The sequence below is a fragment of the Streptomyces sp. TRM70350 genome (assembly GCF_019219825.1).
Taxonomy (GTDB): Bacteria; Actinomycetota; Actinomycetes; order Streptomycetales; family Streptomycetaceae; genus Streptomyces.
Genome location: NZ_JAHUXH010000002.1, coordinates 477,011 through 498,825 on the forward strand (window position 1 = coordinate 477,011; position 21,815 = coordinate 498,825).

Here is a 21,815-nt window from a genome sequence, read left to right on the forward strand (position 1 = left end):
GCCGGGGCGGGACCGCATCGTGCCTCCATCAGGGGCGCGCCCGCCCCGGCCCCCACACCTTTCACGAGCCGCACCGCCAAGGAGCATCCGCATGCCCCAGACCAGAAGAGGCTTTCTCGTGGCAAGCAGCGGGGCCGCCGCCGCGCTCGGCCTCGCGCCCCTGCCCGCCCACGCCGCAGAACGGCGACGGCCCTTCGGCCGGTACGGGTCACCGGCCCGCCGCCTGACCCCGAGGACGGTCTACGTCGACCCGCACGGCCGCGGTGACTTCACCGGCGTCCAGGCCGCCGTGAACGCCGCCACCACCGCCGGATTCACCCTGGTCATCGCCCCCGGCGTCTACCGAGAGACGGTGAGCGCCGGTGTCGTCGACCCGGCCACCGGGCAGCGCACCGACGCCGCCTCCGAGATGACGTGGATCGGCGCGAGCGAGGATCCCCGGGACGTCGTCATCGTGTACGACAACGCGGCGGGCACACCGAAGCCGGACGGTTCCGGCACCTACGGCACCAGCGGCTCGGCCACGACCCTGATCCGTACCGACGGCTTCACCGCCCGCTGGATCACCTTCGCCAACGACTGGCTGCGCGCCGACCACCCCGGCGTCTCCGGCACCCAGGCCGTCGCCATCAAGGTGCAGGGCGACCGCTCGGCCTTCCACCACTGCCGGTTCCTCGGCCACCAGGACACGCTGTACGCCGACTCCTTCGACCGCGGCGTCTTCGCCCGTCAGTACTACTCCCACTGCTATGTCGAGGGCGACGTCGACTTCGTCTTCGGCCGCGCGACCGCCGTCTACGAGCACTGCCACTTCCGTACGCTGATCCGCACCGACCGCGCCGGCGCCCCGTACGGCTTCGTCTTCGCGCCCTCCACGGTCGGCGCCAACCCGCGCGGCTACCTCGTGACCCGCAGCCGCGTCACCAGCGAGGCGCCGGACGCCTACTACAAGCTGGCCCGCCCCTGGGTGCCCAGCTCCGACACCACCGCTCACCCGATGCTCACGGTCCGGAACACCTGGCTGGGCTCCGGCATCGACGCGGTCGCGCCGTACGCGAACATGCGGGACGCCCACCCCTGGCAGGAGCAGCGTTTCGCCGAGTACCGCAACTCTGGCCCCGGCGCGCGGATCGTCGTCCCCGAGAACCGACCTCAACTGACCCGCGCCGAGGCCGAGGCGCACACCCGGAAGGCTTACCTGGGTGACTGGCGTCCCGACGCTTGACGGCCCCCTGCCCGGCTTCCACCCGTCGCTCAAGGAGGAGCTGCGCTTCCCGCTGGCCTGGGGCAGCTCGCCGATCCGGGACTTCCGGGCGTGGCGGCGGGCCGCCCGGGCCAGGGTCGAGGAGGCGCTGATCGTCGGGCGGCAGGACGGGGTGCCGTACGCGCCGGAGTACGGCGAGCGCGCCCAGGGCGACGGATACACCCGGGAGTCGGTGACCGTCTCGCTCACCGCCTACGAGCGGGTGCGCGGCGTCCTGCTCACCCCGCACGGCGGCGGGCCCTTCCCCGCCGTCCTGCTGCTGCACGACCACGGAGCGAAGTTCGACATCGGGAAGGAGAAACTCGTCCGGCCCTGGTACGACGACACCCGGCTCGCCTCCGCCCAGGCCTGGGCCGACCGGTGCTTCAGCGGGCGTTTCGTCGGCGACGCACTGGCCCGGCGCGGCTATGTCGTGCTCTGCCTGGACGCGCTCGGCTGGGGCGATCGCGGGCCGCTCGGCTACGAGCGGCAGCAGGCCCTGGCCTGCAATCTCCTCAACCTCGGGTCGTCGCTCGCCGGGCTGATGGCCCGTGAGGACCAGCGGGCCGCCGCCTTCCTCGCGGGCCTCGACCGGGTGGACGCCCGCCGGGTCGCGGCCCTCGGGTTCTCCATGGGCGGCTACCGCGCCTGGCAGACCGCCGCGCTCAGTGACGACCTCGCCGCCGCGGCGAGCGTGTGCTGGATGACCGGGCTGAAGGAGATGATGGTGCCCGGCAACAACACGCTGCGCGGGCAGTCGGCGTACTACATGCTCCACCCGGGGCTCGCCCGGCACCTCGACATCCCGGACGTGGCGAGCATCGCCGCGCCCCGACCGATGCTGTTCTTCCACGGCGGGCTCGACCCGCTGTTCCCCGCCGACGGCGTGCGCGTCGCGTACGACAGGCTGCGCGCCGTCTGGCGTTCGCGCCACGCCGAGGAGCGGTTGCGGCTGAAGACGTGGCCCGAGCTGGGCCACGTCTTCAACGACCGTATGCAGGACGAGGTCTTCGCGTGGCTCGACGCCGTCCTGTGACTGCTACCGCCGTACCGGCCTGATCGACTCCAGCGTCGGCACCACCGGCTCAATCGTGCCGTCGGCCGCGAACTCCATGCGGTCGATGGTGGTCTCGCGGTGGGTGCCGTCGCCGCCCGGGCGGCCGGGGCCGTTCAGGGCGAAGCGGTGGTAGACGATGTACCAGTCGTCGGTGCCGGGGGCGTTCACCACGGAGTGGTGGCCGGTGCCGAGGATGCCGTACTCGGGGCGCTTCTCAAGGATCGTGCCGCGCTTGGTCCACGGGCCGAGCGGGGAGGGGCCGGTCGCGTAGGCGACGTGGTAGTTCTCGCTGCGGGTGTCGTCCTCCGACCACATGTAGTAGTAGGTTCCCTGCCGTTTCACGACGAAGGCACCCTCACGGAAGTTCGCCGGGGTGATGTCCCGCACCTGGGCGGGGTCGTACGACACCATGTCGTCGTTCAGCGGAACGACGTAGCCGCGGCCGTTGCCCCAGTAGAGATACGACGTGCCGTCGTCGTCGGTGAAGACCGACGGGTCGATCATCTGGCCGCTCAACCGGCCCTTGGGAACGAGGGGTTTGCCGAGGGCGTCCTTGAACGGGCCCGCGGGGGAGTCGGCGACCGCCACGCCGATCTGCTGTTCGGCGCAGAAGTAGAAGTAGTACCTGCCGTCTCGCTCCGCGATCGCGGGCGCCCAGGCGTTTCTGTCGGCCCAGGAGACGTCCGGTCCCAGGTCGAGGATGACGCCGTGGTCCTTCCAGTGGACCAGGTCCTTCGACGAGTACGCCTTGAACTGCGTGCCGCTCCAGCCGGGGAAGCCGTCCGTGGTCGGGTAGATCCAGTAGCGGCCGTCCATGTACCTGACGTCGGGGTCGGCGTTCAGGCCGGGCAGGATCGGGCTGCGGGTGCGGACCGCATCGACCGTCCAGGTGCGCTTCGTGCCGTCGGCGGCCGTCACCGTGTACGTCTGCGGCTTGCGGAAGTCGCGGCGGGTGCCGGAGCGGGGGCTGACCGTGGCGCCCTCACCGACCCACAGCCGCGGGGCGAGGCGCCGCAGATCCGCGTGGGGCCGCATCGGCAGCACGACCTTCGACGCCGACTCGGTGACGATCGCGTACCCCTTCTGGCCCTTCGCCGTCGCGTCCACGACCGACGCCGGGCTCACCGGGTACGCGGCGAGCAGCCGGTCGTACTCCTGCTGCGTCACCGGGATGACCGTGCCGTGCCGGGGGCTGGCGGGCAGCTGGTAGTTCGTCGACGGGGTCCAGCGGCCCGAGTCGAGGTCGGTCGTCTCGAAGGGGAGATAGCCGCGGCCGCCGTACTCGTCGATGAAGAGGTACCACTTCTCCTCGGTGTTGGACTTGAAGACCGTCGGTCCCTCGCCGCGGTCCATCGCGCCCTTGCCGATGCAGTCGGAGACGAAGTCGTAGGCGGTCGAGGTGAGCGCGCGCGACTTCTCGCCCGTGATGAACTTCGAGCAGGGGCTGGAGGAGCTGGGGTTCCGCTCGTCCTTGGTGTAGCGGTAGTACGTGCCCCTGTGCTCGACGACGGTCGAGTCGATCACCGAGTAGCCGGGATCGTTCCAGACCTTCGGCTCGCTGAAGGTGCGGAAGTCCTTCGTCGTCGCGTACAGCATCTTGTTGTACGTCGATCCGGTGTGGTTCGGATCGTCGGCGGCGTACAGCTTCGACGCCCAGAAGACGACGTACGCGCCGAGCGTGTCGTCCCAGTAGGCCTCCGGTGCCCAGGTGTTGCCCGCGTTGTCCGGGGACACCTTCACCAGGCGCTGGTCGGTCCAGTGGACCAGGTCGGTGGACTCCCACACCATGATGGACTTGCTGCCGTGCCGCTGGACGTGGTCCCAGCTCCCGCTGGAGTTGCGGTACATGCGCAGGTCGGTCGCGATCATGTAGAACTTGTCGCCCTCGGGGGAGCGGATCACGAACGGGTCGCGCAGGCCCTTCTCCCCGATGGTGGAGGTGAGCACGGGCTTACCGGCGTTCAGCTCCCGCCAGTGCAGCGGGTCGTTGCCACGGCTGAGGGCGTAACGGATCTGCTCGCCGTCGGCGGTGCCCTCACCGGTGAAGTAGGCGAAGAGGTAACCGGCGTACTTGGGCTGTTTCACGGGTGGTGCTCCGGAGAGGGCGGTGCCGGGCGGCGCGGCGAGCAGAGCCACGAGCAGAGCCAGGAAGGGAAGCAGGAGCGTGCGGGCGCGCATGACACATCCTGTGGGAGTCTGGGGGATTCTGTTGAGTCCGCGGTGCCTTCGGAGTGTCACCGGTGGGGGACGGGGCGTCAATCGGTGGGGAAGGGGCAGGAGGGGACCGAAACTTTCGGTCGCGTTCCCCACCGGAACGGGGAACGCCCCCGCCGGTCACCGGCGGGGGCGTTGGGCCTCACCGGTAGGTGAGGTCGGAGGCCGTGTACCGGCAGTGCGTGCCGTCCGGGCCGGTGCCGAGCTCCTTGGGTTCGGCGCCGGTGTCGTTGCCCTGGAAACGCGTACACGGCTTGATCTTCTTGCCGCTGTCGCCGTGGATGCGCACCTTGCGCAGGGCGGCCGTGTCGCCGAAGTTGGCGTTGATCCCGACGATCGACGTGCCCGGCGCGGTGACATCGACGTCGTTGATGATCACCGAGCGGTTCTTGTACTGCGTGGAGCAGTTGCCGCAGGTGCGCACCAGCTTGCCGAAGTCCGACACCTGGAACTTGGTCACGACGAGCTTGCCCGCGCCGTTGAACTGGAAGACCTTGTCGTCGGCCTTCTTCGCGCCGCCGCCGTACACCTTGTACACGGCCGACGCCGACTTGCCCTTGAAGGTCGCGGCGTCCTCGCCGACGTCCTCCCACCACACGTTCTGCAGTGTGCAGCTGCCCAGGCAGTGGACGCCGTCGGCGGCCGGGGAGCCCAGGATCACGTTCTTCAGGACCGCGCCGTCCTTGAGCTTGAAGATCGGGTCCTGGCCCTCGTCCTGCCCGGACCCGCCCAGCGCGCCACTGCCGTGGAAACGCTTGTACCCGCCGTCGTACGTGCCCGAGACGGAGATGGTGCTGCTCACCGCCTTGGTGCCCTTGGCGGTCGGCCAGGTGGCCGCAGCGCCGGCGGTGGACAGCAGCGACGTGGTCGCGAACGCCGCGCCGGTGAGGCCGAGTGCGGCCGCTCCGCCGATCACGGCCCGCCGCCGGGTGACCCGGCGCCGGTGCCGCACGCGCTGTTGTGCTGGTGCAGTCATGTACCGCTTCCTCAACTGGGTGGTGACTCTTGCGCCTTGTGGTCGCCACCGGTGGAGAAAGGGTTGCCGCGTCTTCGAGACTTCTTCACAAGCGGGTGTCGGCCTTCACGAGTCGCCCTCGGACGAGTCGTCGTCCTGGGCCGCGAAGTCGCCCGCCACGGACAGCTGGCGGCCGGCCGCCGTCGCCGTCGCCGTGTAGCGGTCGTCCTTGGCGTCCCGGCCGCCGCGCTCGTGGTTGTACTGCCCCGCGAACACCCACTCGCCCGCCGGGACCGTACGGCCCTCCTTGAGCACCCAGGTGTAGACGAGGAAGCCGTCCTGCTCGCCGACCGTCAGGTCGAAGTCCCGCTCCGGCAGCGACCGCCAGGCGCCCGTCGAGGAGACCCCGCCGGTCTGGGCGATCCGCAACTGCACCGTGAGCCGCGTCAGTTGCTCGCGGGCCTTGACGGTGACGTTGCTCTGCGCCCAGAAGTCGTTGCTGTGGGGGTCCACCGAGCCGTCCGACCACAGCGGGCCGTCCTCGACGCCGGCGGCCGACGGCCGCGTGGTGGGCGAGGCGGAGGCGGACGGCGTACCGGTCTCCACCTCGCGGGACTCCGGGGAGGTCCTCGGCGCCGGTTCCACCGGGAAGGCGGGCGGCCGGCTCGTCGTGTCCGGCGACGGGGTGGGCGTCGCCGTGGCCGCGACCTTGCCCTGCGGGGAAGCGGGTTCGTCCTTCACCGCGGAGGCGACCGCATAGCCGCCGACCCCCAGCACACCGGCGACCGCGGCCGTCGCCCCGGCCACCCGCAACCAGCCGAACACCGGCGGCGGCGTGACGCGGTGGCCACCGGCGCGCTGGGCCTCCACGGTCATCCCGCGTTCGATCCGGGCCAGGATGCGCGCGCGGTCGGGCTGGTGCGCCCCGGCCGCCTCGTGCAGCCGGGCGCGCAGCTCGTCGTGCACGTCCCGCTGCATCGTCATCGGTCCCTTCCTCCGGCCTCACCGGTGCGTGCCATGACCGCGTGCACTCGCTGCGGAGCCGCCCGGGTACCGAGCGATCGTTGCAGCTCGGCCATTCCCTTCGACGTCTGGCTCTTCACCGTACCCACCGAGATGCCCAGGGCGAGCGCGGTGTCCTTCTCCGAGAGATCGAAGGCGTGCCGCAGCACCACACACGCCCGCTTGCGGAACGGCAGCCGGCGCAGCGCCGCCTGGACGTCCACCGCGCCCGCCACGTCCGGGTTCTCCACCTTCTCCTCGCGCTGCGACCAGAACAGGGCGATCCGCCGCCGCTCGCGCACCGCGCTGCGGATCCGGGTGCGGGCCAGGTTGGCCACCACCCCGCGCGCGTACGCGACCGGATGCTCTGCCGCGCGTACCCGGTCCCAGCGGTGCCACATCGCGAGCAGCGCGTCCGCCGCCAGATCGTCGGCGGCGTCCGCCTCACCCGTCAGCAGATGGGCGAGCCGGGCGAGTTCGGCGTGATGGCGCTCGAAGAAGGCATGGAACTCCACGGAGGCGGCGTCGTCGACGACTGTGCCCACGGGCGGTCTCTCCTCGAAGCGTCGACCCGGCATCGAACAGCCGTACGCCGGGATGAGATCCGGAACTGTAGCAGCGTTACCGATGCGTTTCGTACGGGGCTTCGAACGACGTATGCCGGGCCGAACCCGATTCCGTAACACGGAGAAAACCTGTAACGCGTTCACCGCGGGAACAATCCAGCCAGCATCCGCACACAGATCATTCAGGCACCAGGGAGTACCGCCATGTCCGACATGCAGAAGGTGGCCGACCGGCCAAGTGCCCCGCCACCGGCGGCGAACAGCGTCGACAGGTTCTTCAAGATATCGGCGCGGGGGTCCACCTTCGGCCGGGAGATACGCGGCGGCTTCGCCACGTTCTTCACGATGGCCTACATCCTTGTTCTGAATCCCATCATCCTGGGCAGCGCCCAGGACAAGTACGGCGAGCAGCTCGACCCCGTCCAACTCACCACCGCCACCGCCCTGGTGGCCGCGGTCATGACCGTCATCATGGGCGTCGGCGGCAATCTGCCGCTCGCCCTCGCCGCCGGACTCGGCCTCAACGCGGTCGTCGCCTTCCAGATCGCCCCGCTGATGAGCTGGGACGACGCGATGGGCCTGATCGTCCTCGAAGGCCTGCTGATCTGCGTCCTGGTGGTGACCGGCCTGCGCGAGGCCGTCATGCACGCCATCCCGCAGCCCCTCAAGCAGGCGATCAGCGTCGGCATCGGCCTGTTCATCGCCTTCATCGGCTTCGTCGACGCCGGTTTCGTCAGCCGGATCCCGGACGCCGCGAACACCACCGTGCCGGTCCAGCTGGGCGGCTCCGGCACGCTCACGGGGTGGCCGATCCTCGTCTTCTGCCTCGGTGTGCTGCTGACCATCGGACTGCTCGCCCGCAAGGTCAAGGGCGCCCTCCTGATCAGCATCGTGACCATGACGATCGCCGCGATCGTCATCAACTCCCTCGCCGACGTCAGGACCTGGGGCCTGACCACCCCCGCCTGGCCGGGCCAGGTCGTCGACGCCCCCGACTTCGGACTGATCGGCGACTTCAGCCTGTTCGGCGCGTTCGGCGAGCCCGGCGTCGGTGTCCTCACCGTCGTGCTGCTGATCTTCACGCTGGTCCTGTCCGACTTCTTCGACACCATGGGCACGGTCGTCGGCATCAGCGCGGAGGCCGGGCTGCTGGACGAGGACGGCAAGGTCCCGAACCTCGGCCGTGTCCTGCTGATCGACGGCGCGGCGGCCGTCGCGGGCGGCGCCGCGTCCGCGTCCTCCGCCACGTCCTACATCGAGTCGGCGGCCGGCGTCGGCGAGGGATCGCGCACCGGCTTCTCCAACCTGGTCACCGGCGGCCTGTTCGCCCTCGCCCTGTTCTTCACCCCGCTGCTCACCATCGTCCCGCTGCAGGCGGCCGCCCCGGCCCTGGTCGCCGTCGGGTTCCTGATGATGACCCAGGTCAAGCAGATCGACTGGGACCGGTACGAGATCGCCATCCCGGCGTTCCTCACCATCGCCGTGATGCCGTTCACGTACTCCATCACCAACGGCATCGGTGCGGGCTTCGTCGCCTACGTCGTCATCAAGACGGTGCTCGGCAAGGCCAAGGAGGTCCACTGGCTGTTGTGGGGCACCTCGGCGCTGTTCCTGGTGTACTTCGCGATCGACCCGATCGAGCAGATCCTCGGCGTCAAGTGAGGTCGCGGGCAACCCCGGTGGGGGCTGCCCCGGCTCCTACTGCAACACCGCCTCCATCACAGCCTTGGCCACCGGCGCGGCCAACCCGTTGCCGCTGACCTCCGACCGCGCCGCGTCCGACTGCTCGACCACGACCGCCACGGCGACCTCCTTGTCCGAGCTGTCGGACTTGGCGTACGAGGTGAACCAGGCGTACGGCGTCTTGCTGTTGTTCTCGCCGTGCTGGGCCGTACCCGTCTTGCCGCCGACGGTGGCGCCGGAGATCTGCGCGTTCGACCCCGTGCCCTTCTCGACGACCGTCCGCATCGCCGACTGCAGCTGCTCGGCCGTGGAGGAACTGACGATCTCCTTGGTGGAGGCGTTGTCGTCGTAGTCCTCCAGCACATCGCCGCTGTGGTCGGTGATCTGCGACACCATGTGCGGCTGGACCAGCTTGCCGCCGTTGGCTATGGCCGCGGACACCATGGCGATCTGGAGCGGGGTCGCGGTGACGTCGAACTGGCCGATGCCGGACAGGGCGGTCTGCGCCTTGTCCATGTCCTTCGGGTACACGCTCTCGTAGGCGCGCACCGGAACGTCCTGCTCGTCGTCGTTGAAGCCGAACTTCTCCGCCATCGCCCGGACCTTGTCCTGGCCGAGGTCGACGGCCATCTTGCCGAAGACGTTGTTGCACGAGTACTGGAGCGCCACCCGGATCGAGGCGTTCTCGCACGGCGCGTTCGGGTTCTCGTTGGTGAGCTTGTCCGAGGACAGCGGGAGCGGGTACGGGTCCGGGCTGTCCGTGCGCTCGTCCACCGACGAGTACAGCCCGTCCTCCAGCGCGGCCGCCGCGACCACCAGCTTGAAGGTGGAGCCGGGCGGCAGCGGCTGGCGCAGCGCCCGGTTGGTCATCGGCTTGTCCTCGTCCTCGGTGAGCCGCGTCCAGGCCTCCGAGTTCCCGGCGGTGATCTCCGACGGGTCGTACGACGGGGTCGAGACGACCGCCAGGATCCTGCCCGTCTTCGGGTCGATCGCGACGGCGGCGCCCTTCTTGTCGCCCAGCGCCTCGTACGCCGCCCGCTGGGCGTCCGGGTCGATCGTCGTGATCACGTCACCGGGGTCGGCGCGCTTGTTGGTGACCGTGTCCATCACGGTCTTCAGCCGGGTGTCGGTGCCGTCCAGCAGGTCCTGGTAGATGCCCTCCAGCTGGGTGGCGCCGTACACCTGCGAGCTGTAGCCGGTCACCGCGGCGTACAGCGCGCCGTCCTTGTACGTCCGCTTGTACTCGAGGTCGCCGCTCGTGGTCCGGGCCGAGCCGGTCACCGAGTCTCCGGCCACGATGATGTTGCCGAGGGGCTCGCTGTACAGCTCGATCGCGTTCCGCCGGTTGTCCTTGTCGTCCGCGAGCGCCTGGCCTTGGTAGAACTGCACCCAGGTGGCCCTGACCAGCAGGACCAGCACCAGGAGCAGCGCGAAGACCGACGCGCGCCTGATCGTCTTGTTCATCCCGCACTACAGGACGAGCGACACCGGCCGGAACGTTCCCTTCCGCCCGGTTTCTCATCCGCTCCTCAGAAAGCCCCGGGGTGCGGCCCGCTGCTCACAGCCTCCGCGTGGCGAGCGTCAGCCGGTCGCGGGCGTCGAACAGGGCGTCCTTCACCATCTGCTCGTGCGCCGGGGTGAGCCGGGCCACCGGGATCGAGCAGCTGACGGCGTCGCGGGCGGGGGTGCGGTAGGGGATCGCCACGCCGAAGCAGCGCAGGCCGAGGGTGTTCTCCTCGCGGTCGACGGCGTACCCCTGCTCCCGTACCTGGTGCAGCTCCTCGATCAGCTTCTCCCGGTCGGTGATGGTGTTCTCGGTCAGCGCGGGCAGGGTCTCCGGCAGCATCTTGCGCACCTGCTCGTCGGAGTAGGTGCTGAGCAGCGCCTTGCCCAGCGAGGTGGAGTGCGCGGGCAGGCGGCGGCCGACCCGGGTGAACGGGCGCAGGTAGTGCTGCGACTGGCGGGTGGCGAGGTAGACGACGTTGGTGCCGTCCAGGCGGGCCAGGTGGATGGTCTCCGTGGTGTCGTCCGAGAGCCGGTCCAGGGTCGGCCGGGCCGCCGCCACCACCTCGTCGCCGTCGATGTACGACGTGCCGACGAGCAGCGCCCGTACGCCGATGCCGTACCGCGTGCCCGTCGCGTCCGTCTCCACCCAGCCGAGCTCGACGAGGGTGCGCAGCAGCATGTACAGGCTCGACTTGGGGTATCCCACCGCCTCCTGCACGGCGGCCAGCGAGTGCATACCGGGACTTCCCGCGAAGTACTCGAGCAATTCAACGGTCCGCACCGCGGACTTGACCTGCGCCCCGCCGCCTGTCTCGCCTGCCGACATCGCCCTTGACCCCTTCGTTCGACGGGAAATAGTCTCGCATGGCATTCACCATCACGGATGGTGTTCAGTATATCGAACACCCCTAACACCCCTGGTGAATGACCTATGTACTGCGGCAAGACATGTGGAGGAACCCGCGGTGGCAGCAGCACCAGTCTGGAGTGTCGACCCCCGTACCGGGAAGCAGCGTGAGCAGGTTGCGGTGGAGGCCACAGCCCAGGAGGTGGACACCGCCGTCCGTGCCGCGCACGACGCCCGGGGCGCCCTCGCCGACCGCACGGTCCGTGCGGCCTTCCTGCGCAGCGCGGCGGAGCAGTTGGAGGCGGCCAGGGACGGACTCGTCGAGACCGCCGACGCCGAGACCGCGCTCGGGCCGGTCCGGCTGACCGGCGAACTCGCGCGCACCTGCTACCAGTTGCGGGCCTTCGCCGACATCGTCGACGAGGGCGCCTTCCTCGACGTCGTCATCAACCACCCCGACGGCACCGCCACCCCGCCCATCCCGGACCTGCGCCGCTACAAGGTCCCGCTGGGCGTCGTCGCCGTCTACTCCGCCTCCAACTTCCCCTTCGCCTTCTCCGTCGCCGGCGGTGACACGGCGAGTGCCCTGGCCGCGGGCTGCCCCGTGGTCGTCAAGGCCCATCCCGACCATCCGGCCCTGTCCGAGCTGGTCGCCAAGGTGCTGCGCCGGGCCGCCGGGGAGCACGGCATCCCCGAGGGAGTGGTGGGCCTCGTCCACGGCTTCGAGGCGGGCGTGGAGCTGATCAAGCATCCGCTGGTCGCGGCGGCCGGTTTCACCGGTTCGGTGCGGGGCGGGCGTGCCCTCTTCGACGCGGCGGCCGCCCGCCCGGTCCCGATCCCCTTCCACGGCGAGCTGGGCTCCCTGAACCCGGTGCTGGTCACCGAGGCCGCCGCGGCCGAGCGGGCGGAGCAGATCGGGGCGGGTCTTGCCGGGTCGATGACGCTGGGCGTCGGGCAGTTCTGTGTGAAGCCGGGGCTGGTGCTGGCGCCGTCCGGCGCGGCGGGGGACCGGCTGGTGAAGTCGCTGACGGACGCGGTCAGCGACACCGAGGCGGGGGTACTGCTGGACCACCGGATGCGGGACAACTTCATCGCCGGGGTCGCCGAGCGGACCGCGCTCGACGGGGTGGAGTCGCCGGTGACGCCGGGTGCCGGGGGCGAGCACACGGTCAGCGCGGGGTTCCTGACGGTGCCGGCGGAGAAGCTGGCGCGGGAGGGGGCGTACGACCTGCTGCTGGAGGAGTGCTTCGGGCCGGTCACGGTCGTGGCCCGCTATGCGGACGAGGGCGAGGCGACGGCGGTTCTGTCGCGACTGCCGGGAAACCTGACGGCGACGGTGCATCTGTCGGCGGAGGAGGCCGCGGGGGAGGGGCGTGGGCCGGAGCTGCTGGCCGAGCTGACGCCGCTTGCCGGGCGGGTGCTGGTGAACGGCTGGCCGACGGGGGTCGCGGTGGCGCCCGCGCAGCATCACGGAGGGCCGTACCCGGCTACGACCTCCACGTCGACTTCGGTGGGCGGGACGGCCATCGAGCGGTGGTTGCGGCCGGTGGTGTATCAGGGGGCGCCGGAGGCGCTGCTGCCGCCGGAGCTTCGGGACGACAACCCGCTGGGGCTGCCTCGTAGGTTCAACGGACGCTTGGAGCGGTAGCGCCGTAGGGGTGCGGGTGTCGGACCGGGCTGCGGGTTGGGTGTGGCTTGGCGCGCCCACGCGGCGGAGCCGCATATGGATACAGACCCGCGCCCCTCAGGGTCGCATCCCTGACCGGTGGAATGAAACGCGAACTCTTGAACGCTCACGTATCCGCGGAGAGAGTCTCCGCGGCCGTACGAGCTGGAGAGAGCCGTGACCCTGCGCGTCGAGATCTGGAGCGACATCGCCTGCCCCTGGTGCTACGTGGGCAAGGCCCGCTTCGAGAAGGCGCTCGCGGCCTTCCCGCAGCGCGACCAGGTCGAGGTGGTGCACCGGTCCTTCGAACTGGACCCCGGGCGGGCCAAGGACGACGTGCAGCCCGTGCTGACGATGCTCGTCAAGAAGTACGGCATGAGCGAGGCGCAGGCACAGGCCGCCGAGGACAACCTGGGGGTGCAGGCCGCCGCCGAGGGACTGGACTACCGGACGCGGGGCCGTGACCAGGGCAGCACCTTCGACATGCACCGGCTGCTCCACCTCGCCAAGGAGCACGGGCTGCAGGACGAGCTGATCCGGCGGCTGTACCGGGCGAACTTCGCCGAGGAGCGGTCCGTCTTCAACGACGACGAGCGGCTCGTGGAGATCGCCGTCGGCGCAGGACTCGACGAGGCCGGGGTGCGCAAGGTGCTCGCCGATCCGCAGGCGTACGCCGACGCGGTGCGCGCCGACGAGCGGGAGGCGGCACAGCTCGGGGCCACCGGGGTGCCGTTCTTCGTGCTCGACCGGAGGTACGGAGTGTCGGGCGCCCAGCCCGCCGAGGTGTTCGAGCGGGCGCTGACGCAGGCCTGGGGCGAGCGGTGAAGGCCCAGGCCACGCCGGGTGCATAAGCGGCCCTTAGGGAAACCACGTAGAAATACGCAATGGACTTGGAGGTCGCCGGGCCGCACAGTGGAGCCATGGAGACCTTCGAGAGCCTCGTCCGGGCCGAGTTCACCCCGAAGAACACCTATCTGAACACCGCGAGCCACGGGCTGCTGCCCACCCGCACCGTGACCGCGCTGCACGAGGCGGTACGGCTGCGGGCCGAGGGCCGATCCCTGGACCCGCTGTTCGACGACGTGGAGGCCGCCCGCGCCGCCTTCGCCCGGCTGGCCGGCGTCCCCGTCGGCCGGGTGGCGGCGGGAGCCTCGGTCGCCGCGCACACCGGCGTGATCGCCGCCTCGCTGCCCGCGGGCGCCGAAGTCCTCACGGCCGAGGACGACTTCACCTCCGTCCTCAACCCGTTCCACGTGCGCGGCGACCTCAAGGTGCGGGCCGTGCCGCTGGAGCGGATCGCCGAGGCCGTCCGCCCGGGCACCGCGCTCGTCGCGGTCAGCGCCGCGCAGTCCGCCGACGGACGCGTCGCCGACCTGCCCGCGCTGCGCGAGGCGGCCCGGGAGCACGGGGCCCGTACGTACATCGACTTCTCCCAGGCCGCGGGCTGGCTGCCGATGGACGCGGGTGCGTACGACTTCACCGCCGCCACCTGCTACAAGTGGCTGCTCGGCCCGCACGGGGCGGCCTTCCTCGTCGTACCGGAGGACTTCGGCGGGCTGACGCCGGTGCTGGCGGGCTGGGTCGCCGGGGAGGTCCCGATAGACAGCTGCTACGGCCCGGTCACCGAACTCGCCCACTCCGCCCGCCGCTTCGACCTCACCCCGGCCCTGTTCAGCTACGCCGGGCTGCGCCCCTCCCTCGAACTGATCGAGGAACTCGGCGTGGACGCCGTACACGCCCATGACCTCGCCCTCGCCGACCGCTTCCGCGCCGGGCTGCGCGAGCTGGGCCACGAGCCCGTCCCCGCGCCCGGCTCCGCGATCGTCTCCGTGCCCGGGCTCGGGCACCGGGTGCCCGAGCTGGCCCGCGCGGACGTCCAGGTCTCCAGCCGGGCGGGCAACCTGCGGGCGTCGTTCCACCTCTACAACACGCCCGCCGACGTGGAGCGGATCCTGGACGTGCTGTCCGGCTGACGCGCCGTATGCCGAAGCCCGGGACCCTCGTAAGGAGGGGCCCGGGCTCGGCGACGGCGGCTCACTTCACCGGCGTGAAGTCCCTCGCTCCGATGAACTCCGGCCTGCGGATGGGCGCCGCGAACGGCTCCACCGCCTTGTTCTCCACGCTGTTGAACACGATGAAGACGTTGCTGCGCGGGAACGGCGTGATGTTGTCACCCGACCCGTGCATGCAGTTGCAGTCGAACCAGGTCGCCGAACCGGCCTTGCCGGTGAACAACTTGATGCCGTACTGCGAGGCCATCGCGGTCAGCGCCTCGTCCGACGGCGTGCCCGCGTCCTGCATCTGCAGCGACTTCTTGTAGTTGTCCTTCGGCGTGGCCCCCGCGCACCCGAGGAACGTCTTGTGCGACCCCGGCATGATCATGAGCCCGCCGTTGGTGTCGTAGTTCTCGGTCAGCGCGATGGAGACGGACACCGTGCGCATGTTCGGCAGCCCGTCCTCGGCGTGCCAGGTCTCGAAGTCCGAGTGCCAGTAGAAGCCGCTCGCCCCGAAACCGGGCTTGATGTTGATCCGCGACTGGTGGACGTACACGTCCGAGCCGAGGATCTGCCGGGCCCGTCCGACGACCCGCTCGTCCCGCACCAGCGCGGCGAACACCTCGCTGATCCTGTGCACTTCGAAGACGGACCGGATCTCCTTGGACTTCGGCTCGACGATCGACCGCTCGTCGGCCCGGATCGCCGGGTCGTTGACCAGCCGGTTCAGCTCCTGCCGGTAGACGGCGACCTCGTCCTCGGTGATGAGTTCCTCGATGGCGAGGAAGCCGTCGCGCTCGTACGCCTGCAGATCGGCGACGTCGATCGGCCCCGGTGTGCCGGGCGCGCCCCAGACGACCGGGTCCTGGCGGGGGATGGACACCTCGGTGGTGCCGCGGCTGGGGTACAGATCGGTGACGGTGGTGGTCATGGTCGGTCACACCTCCTCGGGTTCGGTGAGCAGGGGGTAGACGCCGTTCTCGTCGTGGTCCTCCCGACCGGTCACCGGCGGGTTGAACACGCAGATGCAGCGGAAGTCCTCCTTGACGCGCAGCGTGTGCCGCTCATGGCCGTCGAGGAGGTACATCGTCCCGGGCGTGATCGTGTACGTTCGGTCGGTCTCGTGGTCGGTCAGCTCGGCCTCGCCCTGCACGCAGACGACGGCCTCGATGTGGTTGGCGTACCACATCGACGTCTCCGTCCCCGCGTACAGGGTCGTCTCGTGCAGCGAGAAGCCGACCCTCTCCTTGGCGAGGACGATGCGTTTGCTCTCCCAGGTACCGGACGCGGCCTTCACATGCCGGTCGGTGCCTTCGATGTCCTTGAACGAACGGACGATCACGGTGGTGAACAGCTCCTTTTCTCAGACGGTTTCGCGTACGGCGCGGGCGACGACGCGCAGGCCCTCGTCGAGCTCGTCGGGCGTGATGGTCAGCGCGGGCAGCAGCTTGACGACCTCGCTCTCCGGGCCGGACGTCTCGATCAGCAGCCCGAGTTCGAACGCGCGGCGCGCGACGCGCTCGGCCCGGTCCTTGTCGTGGAACTCCAGGCCCCACACCAGGCCGCGGCCCCGGTACTCCTTGACGTCGGCGAGGTTCTCCTCGGTGATGGCGATCAGCGCCTGCTCGACCTGCTCACCGCGCGCGCGGGTCTGCTTCTCCATGGCCGAGCCGTCGGTCCAGTACGTCTCCAGCGCGGCGGTCGCGGTGACGAACGCGGGGTTGTTGCCGCGGAAGGTGCCGTTGTGCTCGCCCGGCTCCCACAGGTCCAGCCCGGGCTTGAACAGGCACAGCGACATGGGCAGCCCGTAGCCGCTGATGGACTTCGACACGGTGACGATGTCCGGCACGATGCCTGCCTCCTCGAAGGAGAAGAAGGCGCCGGTGCGGCCGCAGCCCATCTGGATGTCGTCGACGATCAGCAGCATGTCCTGGCGCTCGCACAGCTCGGCGAGCGCGCGCAGCCACTCGGCGCGGGCCACGTTGATGCCGCCCTCGCCCTGCACGGTCTCGACGATCACGGCGGCGGGCTTGTTGAGGCCGGAGCCCTGGTCCTCCAGGAGCCGCTCGAACCACAGGAAGTCCGGGACCTTGCCGTCGAGGTAGTGGTCGAAGGGCATCGGCGTGCCGTGCACCAGCGGGATTCCGGCACCGGCGCGTTTGAAGGCGTTGCCGGTCACGGCGAGGGAGCCCAGGGACATGCCGTGGAAGGCGTTGGTGAACGACACGATCGCCTCGCGGCCCTTCACCTTCCGCGCCAGCTTCAGCGCGGACTCCACGGCGTTGGTGCCCGTGGGCCCCGGGAACATCACCTTGTACGGCAGGTCACGCGGCCGCAGCACCAGGTCCTGGAAGGTCTGCAGGAAGGTGCGCTTGGCGGTGGTCGACATGTCGAGACCGTGGGTGACGCCGTCCCGCTCCAGATAGTCGAGCAGGGCACGTTTCAGGACGGGGTTGTTGTGCCCGTAGTTGAGCGAGCCGGCGCCCGCGAAGAAGTCGAGGTACTCGTGGCCGTCCTCGTCGTACATACGGCTGCCGCGCGCACGGTCGAAGACGGTGGGCCAGCCGCGGCAGTAGCTGCGCACCTCGGACTCCAGGGTTTCGAAGACGCTGAGGTCGGGCTGGGTGATGGTCACGGGGATTCGCTCCTCTGTGCGACTGGTCGATGTGGGAGGTCGTGACGAGAGCAATCGGGGCCTGTGTGCAGGGGGTCGGTCCGACGTCTGTGGCGGATGGGTCAGTCCGCCGTCTGTGGCAGGTGGGTCAGCGGACCGATGCGGTAGAGAACCTCGGGGTCGTGCGGGCCGTCCGGGAACAGCCCCGTGCCGAACAGCACCTCGCGCTCGACGCGGGCGCCGTGGCGCGCGGCGTACGAGGTGAACAGCCGCTGCGAGGCGGTGTTGCCCGGCGTGATCGTGGTCTCGACGGAGGTCAGCCGGTGCTCGGCGGCGAGCCGGGCGGTCAGTCCGTCGAGCATGCGTGCCGCGAGCCCGCGTCCGCGGTGTGCGGAGTCGACGGCCACCTGCCAGACGAGCAGGGTCTGCGGGCGGTCCGGCCGCAGGTACCCGGTGACGAAACCGACGGCCTCGCCGTCGGCCGTCCGCGCCACGGCCGACGTACCGGCGAAGTCGCGGCACCACAGCAGATAGCTGTACGCGGAGTTCAGGTCGAGCGTTCCGGATTCCTTGGCGAGCCGCCAGAAAGCGGCCCCGTCGGCCACCGTCGGGCGGTCTATGAGTAGGTCTGCTTGTGCGGCAGTCATGCGAATTGAATTTACCGACCGCGAATTGAAAATGCATGGCCGCGGGGGCTTACGCATGGCCGCGTCATGTGTTATCACGCGGGCGCGGGTGTTCGCGCGAGGGGATGGTGAAATGCCCGGTTTTGACCGGGATATAACGGGCATAACGGTCCCGCTGTGGAACGTGTCACAATCGCGTAACCCTCACGAGACCTGCCCGAATTGAGTCGCTCGGTGTTCGTGAAATCTTTGGGTTTAGGGTCGAGGAAAGCGGGCAGAAGAATACGGGAAGCTGCGCAGGATTGAATTACGGAATGATGCCCGGAGAATGCTCGCTAATTGCGGTGAATTCAGTTTCCGGTCACACCTGCCCCCAGGCCCGGGGCGGGGTCGGCGGCGAGGGTCCGGGCGACCAGCTCGGACGCCACGACGCCGGACGGTGCCCGGAGGGTCGTCGCCACCGGCGCCGCCTCCGTCGCCTCGTGGACGTACGGCTCCAGGCCCCCGCGAGCGCCCCCGCACGGGTCGTCGCCGCGACGGACGCGTGCCGGGACATCACCGTCCGAAGCCGACTCCGCCTCGATGCGCTCGACGCACGCCTCCAGGGGGCATCTCCAGCTGGGCGGGCGCGTGCGGCAGGGCCTTGCGGCCGGTGTCGACCCGGCGTTCCTTCCCGTCCAGCAGCGACAGATACGAGCGGCGGGGCGCGTGCGGGTTCGCCGCCGTCCGGGCCCGCGCCCGCTCGCTCACCGGGCCCGCCGACACCCCGGCGGGCCCGCCCATCGCCTTCTGCGCCCCGATGACGCACAGGTCCACACCCCACGCGTCCGGCAGCACCGGCTCCGCGCCCACGGAGGCGAGGGCGTCCAGGCAGAAGAGGGCACCCTGCTCCCGTACCGCCGTGCCGATCTCCGCGACCGGGTTGGTGTTCCCGGTCGCCGCCTCGGCGTGCACCAGCGACACGAAGTCGATCTCCGGATGCTCGGCGAAGGCCGCACGGATCTGCGCCGCCGTGACCGCCGTGTGGTACGGCACCGCGAGGTCGTACACCGTCGCCCCGCAGTCCCGCAGCCAGTCGCCGAAGGTCTGCCCGTACGGGCCCCGTGATCACGTTCAGCGCCGCCGTCCCCGGACCCGCGGCGGCCCGGATCGCGCCCTCCAGCGGCAGCGGCGCCACGGGATCGACGCGGTCGAGCGTAACCGCCGCACCACAACCCCCGGGCACTTGCGACTTCTTAGGTCACACAGCCTCCTGGCCATCGGTTTGTTTTGAGCAACCCAAAGCTTTCCTTATCATCGGAACTTCAAAGTTCCCTCACAGGAGGTTCCCCGTGAACACGGTCCTCGGGCGCCGGGCCCGCATGCTGGCCGCCACCACCGCGACGGCCGGGCTGGTGCTGGTCGCCGGTTGCTCGTCGGACGGTGACGGCGGCAGTGGTACGAAGACCGCCGCCGGCGGGGTCGAACTGGTCCAGGCCGGTCAGCTCACCACCTGCACCCACCTGCCCTACCCGCCCTTCCAGTCGGAGATCGACGGCAAGGTGCAGGGCTTCGACGTCGCCCTCGTCGACCTGGTCGCCGAGGACCTCGGCGTGCGGCAGCAGATCGTCGACCAGCCCTTCGAGAACTTCAAGACCGGTGGGTCCCTCAACGCCGGTCAGTGCGACCTGGCCGCCGCCGGCATGACCATCACCGAGGAGCGCAAGAAGAACGTCGACTTCTCCGACCCGTACTTCGAAGCCACCCAGGGCGTGCTGGTCGACAAGAAGAGCGGCATCACGTCCTTCGCGGACCTCAAGGGCAAGAAGGTCGGCGCCCAGGCGCAGACCACCGGCGAGGACTACGCCAAGAGCCAGGGCCTCGACCCGGTCTCCTTCGAGTCCTCCGACGCCGTCCTCAACGGCCTGCGCACCCGCCAGGTCGAGGCCGTCGTCATCGACTACCCCGTCGTCCAGGGCTGGCTGAAGGACCAGGCCAACGCCGCCGCCTTCCAGGTCGCCGAGCAGGTCAACACCGGTGAGCAGTACGGCTTCACGGTGAAGAAGGGCAACACCGAGCTGCTCGCCGCCATCAACAAGGCGATCGCCGACGCCAAGGCCGACGGCACGTACAAGAAGCTGTACGAGCAGTGGATCGGCCCGTACGAGGAGTCCGCCGCCGCCTCCCCGTCGCCCACCGCCTCATGACGGACGCCACCAAGGCCGAGACCCAGCCCCGCAAGAAGGGGATGACACGGCGCCAGAAGCGCGGCCTGTCCCGGGGCGTGCAGTACGTCGTCTTCGTCGGCGCCATGATCGCCCTCGCGGTCGGCGCCGACTGGGACCGGCTGGCCAACCAGTTCGCCCAGGGCGACATCGCCGAGCAGATGTTCCCCGACGTCATCACGCTGGCGTTGAAGAACACCGTGCTCTACACGGTCTCCGGCTTCGCCGTCGGCCTGGTGCTCGGCATGGTCCTCGCGCTGATGCGGCTGTCGTCCGTGGGGCCCTACCGGTGGGTCGCCGGGGTCTACATCGAGATCTTCCGGGGCCTGCCCGCCCTGCTGATCTTCATCTTCATCGGCGTGGCCGTGCCGCTCGCCTTCCCCGGCACCGAGATCCCCGGCGGCACCTACGGCAAGGTCGCCCTCGCGCTCGGCCTGGTGGCCGCCGCGTACATGGCGGAGACGTTCCGCGCGGGCATCCAGGCGGTGCCCAAGGGGCAGATGGAGGCGGCCCGCTCGCTCGGCTTCTCACCGGCCCGCGCGATGGTCTCGATCATCATCCCGCAGGCCTTCCGGATCATCCTGCCGCCCCTCACCAACGAACTCGTGCTGCTCTTCAAGGACTCCTCGCTGGTGCTGTTCCTCGGCGTCACCCTTCAGGAGCGGGAGCTGTCCAAGTTCGGCCGCGACCTGGCCGGCCAGACCGCCAACTCCACGCCGATCCTGGTCGCCGGACTGTGCTACCTGCTGGTCACGATCCCGCTCGGTTTCGTCGTACGCCGTATGGAGGCGAAGGCCCAGGAGGCCGTGAAATGAGCCGACCCGAGATCGAGATCCGCGACCTGCACAAGTCCTTCGGCGGCAACCACGTCCTGCGCGGCATCGACCTGGAGATCGCCCAGGGCGAGGTCGTCTGTGTCATCGGCCCCTCCGGCTCCGGCAAGTCGACGCTGCTGCGCTGTGTGAACCTGCTGGAGGAGCCGACCAAGGGCCAGGTCTTCGTCGGCGGCACCGAGGTCACCGACCCCGATGTCGACATCGACGCCGTACGCCGCCGGATCGGCATGGTCTTCCAGCAGTTCAACCTCTTCCCGCACCTCACGGTGACCGAGAACCTCACGCTGCCGCAGCGCCGGGTGCTCAAGCGGGACAAGGCGCGGGCCGCGAAGGTGGCCGCGGAGAACCTGGAGCGCGTGGGCCTCACCGAGAAGGCGAGCGCGTACCCCTCGTCGCTCTCCGGCGGCCAGCAGCAGCGCGTGGCCATCGCCCGCGCACTGGCGATGGGCCCGGAGGTCATGCTCTTCGACGAGCCCACCTCGGCGCTGGACCCGGAGCTGGTCGGGGACGTCCTGGCGGTCATGCGCAGGCTCGCCGAGGAGGGCATGACGATGATGGTCGTCACCCACGAGATGACCTTCGCGCGTGAGGTGGCGGACAGGGTCGTCTTCATGGACGGGGGAGTGATCGTGGAGGACGGCAGCCCCGAGCAGGTGATCACGAATCCGCAGCACGAGCGCACGCGCCATTTCTTGTCCAGGCTTCTCGACCCCGCCATGGCACAGGTGGAGGAGGACAGCGCCGGGTAGGGGCGCGGGGCTGTATCGCTATGCGGCTCCGCCGCGTGGGCGCGACCAACCAC

General features: G+C 70.0%; 19 protein-coding genes and 1 pseudogene. 9 read left to right on the forward strand and 11 right to left on the reverse strand.

What is annotated here, in order from left to right:
- Positions 1–91: 91 nt before the first annotated feature.
- A complete protein-coding gene (locus tag KWI83_RS05485) occupies positions 92–1,225 on the forward strand; it encodes a pectinesterase family protein (RefSeq protein ID WP_218513117.1) in 1,134 nt (377 codons plus the stop codon).
- Positions 1,203–2,279, forward strand: a complete 1,077-nt coding sequence (locus KWI83_RS05490) for a dienelactone hydrolase family protein (protein ID WP_218513118.1) — start codon at positions 1,203–1,205, stop codon at positions 2,277–2,279. Before KWI83_RS05485 ends, KWI83_RS05490 begins: the two co-directional genes overlap by 23 nt.
- A 3-nt stretch (positions 2,280–2,282) precedes the next feature.
- Here KWI83_RS05490 and KWI83_RS05495 read toward each other — a convergent pair whose 3' ends face one another.
- The 4 genes from KWI83_RS05495 to KWI83_RS05510 all read right to left on the reverse strand — a co-directional run bounded on the left by KWI83_RS05495 (position 2,283) and on the right by KWI83_RS05510 (position 7,016).
- Entirely contained in the window at positions 2,283–4,478 is a 2,196-nt protein-coding gene (locus tag KWI83_RS05495) for a family 43 glycosylhydrolase (RefSeq protein ID WP_218513119.1), read from the reverse strand.
- Positions 4,479–4,656: 178 nt separating this feature from the next.
- Positions 4,657–5,490, reverse strand: a complete 834-nt coding sequence (locus tag KWI83_RS05500; RefSeq protein WP_218513120.1) for a pectate lyase — start codon at positions 5,488–5,490, stop codon at positions 4,657–4,659.
- A gap of 105 nt (positions 5,491–5,595) precedes the next feature.
- Complete coding sequence (locus KWI83_RS05505; protein WP_218513121.1) at positions 5,596–6,453, reverse strand: hypothetical protein; 858 nt, start codon at positions 6,451–6,453, stop codon at positions 5,596–5,598.
- Complete coding sequence (locus tag KWI83_RS05510; protein ID WP_218513122.1) at positions 6,450–7,016, reverse strand: SigE family RNA polymerase sigma factor; 567 nt, start codon at positions 7,014–7,016, stop codon at positions 6,450–6,452. The genes KWI83_RS05505 and KWI83_RS05510 overlap by 4 nt, the downstream gene beginning before the upstream one ends.
- A gap of 225 nt (positions 7,017–7,241) precedes the next feature.
- Between KWI83_RS05510 and KWI83_RS05515 the strand changes: the two genes are divergently transcribed.
- On the forward strand, positions 7,242–8,699 hold the full coding sequence (locus tag KWI83_RS05515; protein ID WP_218513123.1) for an NCS2 family permease: 1,458 nt from the start codon (positions 7,242–7,244) through the stop codon (positions 8,697–8,699).
- Between the two features lie 36 nt (positions 8,700–8,735).
- On the opposite strand, the gene KWI83_RS05520 is transcribed toward KWI83_RS05515, so the two are convergent.
- Both KWI83_RS05520 and KWI83_RS05525 read right to left on the reverse strand, forming a co-directional pair.
- A complete protein-coding gene (locus tag KWI83_RS05520; RefSeq protein WP_218513124.1) occupies positions 8,736–10,184 on the reverse strand; it encodes a penicillin-binding protein 2 in 1,449 nt (482 codons plus the stop codon).
- Positions 10,185–10,278: 94 nt separating this feature from the next.
- Positions 10,279–11,052: an IclR family transcriptional regulator gene (locus KWI83_RS05525; protein ID WP_218513125.1), complete on the reverse strand. Its 774-nt coding sequence runs from the start codon at positions 11,050–11,052 to the stop codon at positions 10,279–10,281.
- Positions 11,053–11,191: 139 nt separating this feature from the next.
- Between KWI83_RS05525 and KWI83_RS05530 the strand changes: the two genes are divergently transcribed.
- The 3 genes from KWI83_RS05530 to KWI83_RS05540 all read left to right on the forward strand — a co-directional run bounded on the left by KWI83_RS05530 (position 11,192) and on the right by KWI83_RS05540 (position 14,712).
- Positions 11,192–12,721 carry an aldehyde dehydrogenase (NADP(+)) gene (locus KWI83_RS05530; protein ID WP_218513126.1) on the forward strand — a complete coding sequence of 510 codons (1,530 nt, stop codon included), beginning with the start codon at positions 11,192–11,194 and terminating at the stop codon, positions 12,719–12,721.
- Between the two features lie 201 nt (positions 12,722–12,922).
- Complete coding sequence (locus KWI83_RS05535; protein WP_218513233.1) at positions 12,923–13,564, forward strand: DsbA family oxidoreductase; 642 nt, start codon at positions 12,923–12,925, stop codon at positions 13,562–13,564.
- 95 nt (positions 13,565–13,659) lie between these two features.
- A complete protein-coding gene (locus KWI83_RS05540) occupies positions 13,660–14,712 on the forward strand; it encodes an aminotransferase class V-fold PLP-dependent enzyme (RefSeq protein ID WP_218513127.1) in 1,053 nt (350 codons plus the stop codon).
- Positions 14,713–14,773: 61 nt separating this feature from the next.
- Here KWI83_RS05540 and thpD read toward each other — a convergent pair whose 3' ends face one another.
- The 5 genes and pseudogenes from thpD to KWI83_RS05565 all read right to left on the reverse strand — a co-directional run.
- Entirely contained in the window at positions 14,774–15,664 is an 891-nt protein-coding gene (thpD, locus tag KWI83_RS05545; protein WP_218513128.1) for an ectoine hydroxylase, read from the reverse strand.
- Positions 15,665–15,670: 6 nt separating this feature from the next.
- Positions 15,671–16,075 (reverse strand): ectoine synthase, encoded by a 405-nt coding sequence (locus tag KWI83_RS05550; protein WP_218513129.1) that lies wholly within the window; start codon positions 16,073–16,075, stop codon positions 15,671–15,673.
- Between the two features lie 21 nt (positions 16,076–16,096).
- Complete coding sequence (ectB, locus tag KWI83_RS05555) at positions 16,097–17,368, reverse strand: diaminobutyrate--2-oxoglutarate transaminase (protein ID WP_218513130.1); 1,272 nt, start codon at positions 17,366–17,368, stop codon at positions 16,097–16,099.
- A gap of 101 nt (positions 17,369–17,469) precedes the next feature.
- Complete coding sequence (ectA, locus tag KWI83_RS05560; RefSeq protein WP_218513131.1) at positions 17,470–17,994, reverse strand: diaminobutyrate acetyltransferase; 525 nt, start codon at positions 17,992–17,994, stop codon at positions 17,470–17,472.
- Between the two features lie 344 nt (positions 17,995–18,338).
- Positions 18,339–19,147, reverse strand: a pseudogene (locus KWI83_RS05565) (aminotransferase class V-fold PLP-dependent enzyme); the annotation flags it as partial.
- A gap of 157 nt (positions 19,148–19,304) precedes the next feature.
- Here KWI83_RS05565 and KWI83_RS05570 point away from each other — a divergent pair.
- Genes KWI83_RS05570 through KWI83_RS05580 form a run of 3 tightly spaced genes read left to right on the forward strand, consistent with a single transcriptional unit; the run spans position 19,305 to position 21,762 of the window.
- Positions 19,305–20,159: a transporter substrate-binding domain-containing protein gene (locus KWI83_RS05570; protein ID WP_218513132.1), complete on the forward strand. Its 855-nt coding sequence runs from the start codon at positions 19,305–19,307 to the stop codon at positions 20,157–20,159.
- Positions 20,156–20,992 (forward strand): amino acid ABC transporter permease, encoded by an 837-nt coding sequence (locus tag KWI83_RS05575; RefSeq protein WP_218513133.1) that lies wholly within the window; start codon positions 20,156–20,158, stop codon positions 20,990–20,992. The genes KWI83_RS05570 and KWI83_RS05575 overlap by 4 nt, the downstream gene beginning before the upstream one ends.
- Positions 20,989–21,762 (forward strand): amino acid ABC transporter ATP-binding protein, encoded by a 774-nt coding sequence (locus KWI83_RS05580; protein ID WP_218513134.1) that lies wholly within the window; start codon positions 20,989–20,991, stop codon positions 21,760–21,762. The genes KWI83_RS05575 and KWI83_RS05580 overlap by 4 nt, the downstream gene beginning before the upstream one ends.
- Positions 21,763–21,815: the final 53 nt, after the last annotated feature.

What these genes read in the sequence shown, in the direction of transcription:
- ectA (WP_218513131.1), bottom strand. Translation starts at nt 17,994, where the DNA reads ATGACTGCCGCACAAGCAGACCTACTCATAGACCGCCCGACGGTGGCC.
- KWI83_RS05500 (WP_218513120.1), bottom strand. Translation starts at nt 5,490, where the DNA reads ATGACTGCACCAGCACAACAGCGCGTGCGGCACCGGCGCCGGGTCACC.
- KWI83_RS05485 (WP_218513117.1), top strand. Translation starts at nt 92, where the DNA reads ATGCCCCAGACCAGAAGAGGCTTTCTCGTGGCAAGCAGCGGGGCCGCC.
- KWI83_RS05575 (WP_218513133.1), top strand. Translation starts at nt 20,156, where the DNA reads ATGACGGACGCCACCAAGGCCGAGACCCAGCCCCGCAAGAAGGGGATG.
- KWI83_RS05525 (WP_218513125.1), bottom strand. Translation starts at nt 11,052, where the DNA reads ATGTCGGCAGGCGAGACAGGCGGCGGGGCGCAGGTCAAGTCCGCGGTG.
- KWI83_RS05515 (WP_218513123.1), top strand. Translation starts at nt 7,242, where the DNA reads ATGTCCGACATGCAGAAGGTGGCCGACCGGCCAAGTGCCCCGCCACCG.
- thpD (WP_218513128.1), bottom strand. Translation starts at nt 15,664, where the DNA reads ATGACCACCACCGTCACCGATCTGTACCCCAGCCGCGGCACCACCGAG.
- KWI83_RS05540 (WP_218513127.1), top strand. Translation starts at nt 13,660, where the DNA reads ATGGAGACCTTCGAGAGCCTCGTCCGGGCCGAGTTCACCCCGAAGAAC.
- KWI83_RS05495 (WP_218513119.1), bottom strand. Translation starts at nt 4,478, where the DNA reads ATGCGCGCCCGCACGCTCCTGCTTCCCTTCCTGGCTCTGCTCGTGGCT.
- KWI83_RS05505 (WP_218513121.1), bottom strand. Translation starts at nt 6,453, where the DNA reads ATGACGATGCAGCGGGACGTGCACGACGAGCTGCGCGCCCGGCTGCAC.
- KWI83_RS05580 (WP_218513134.1), top strand. Translation starts at nt 20,989, where the DNA reads ATGAGCCGACCCGAGATCGAGATCCGCGACCTGCACAAGTCCTTCGGC.
- KWI83_RS05520 (WP_218513124.1), bottom strand. Translation starts at nt 10,184, where the DNA reads ATGAACAAGACGATCAGGCGCGCGTCGGTCTTCGCGCTGCTCCTGGTG.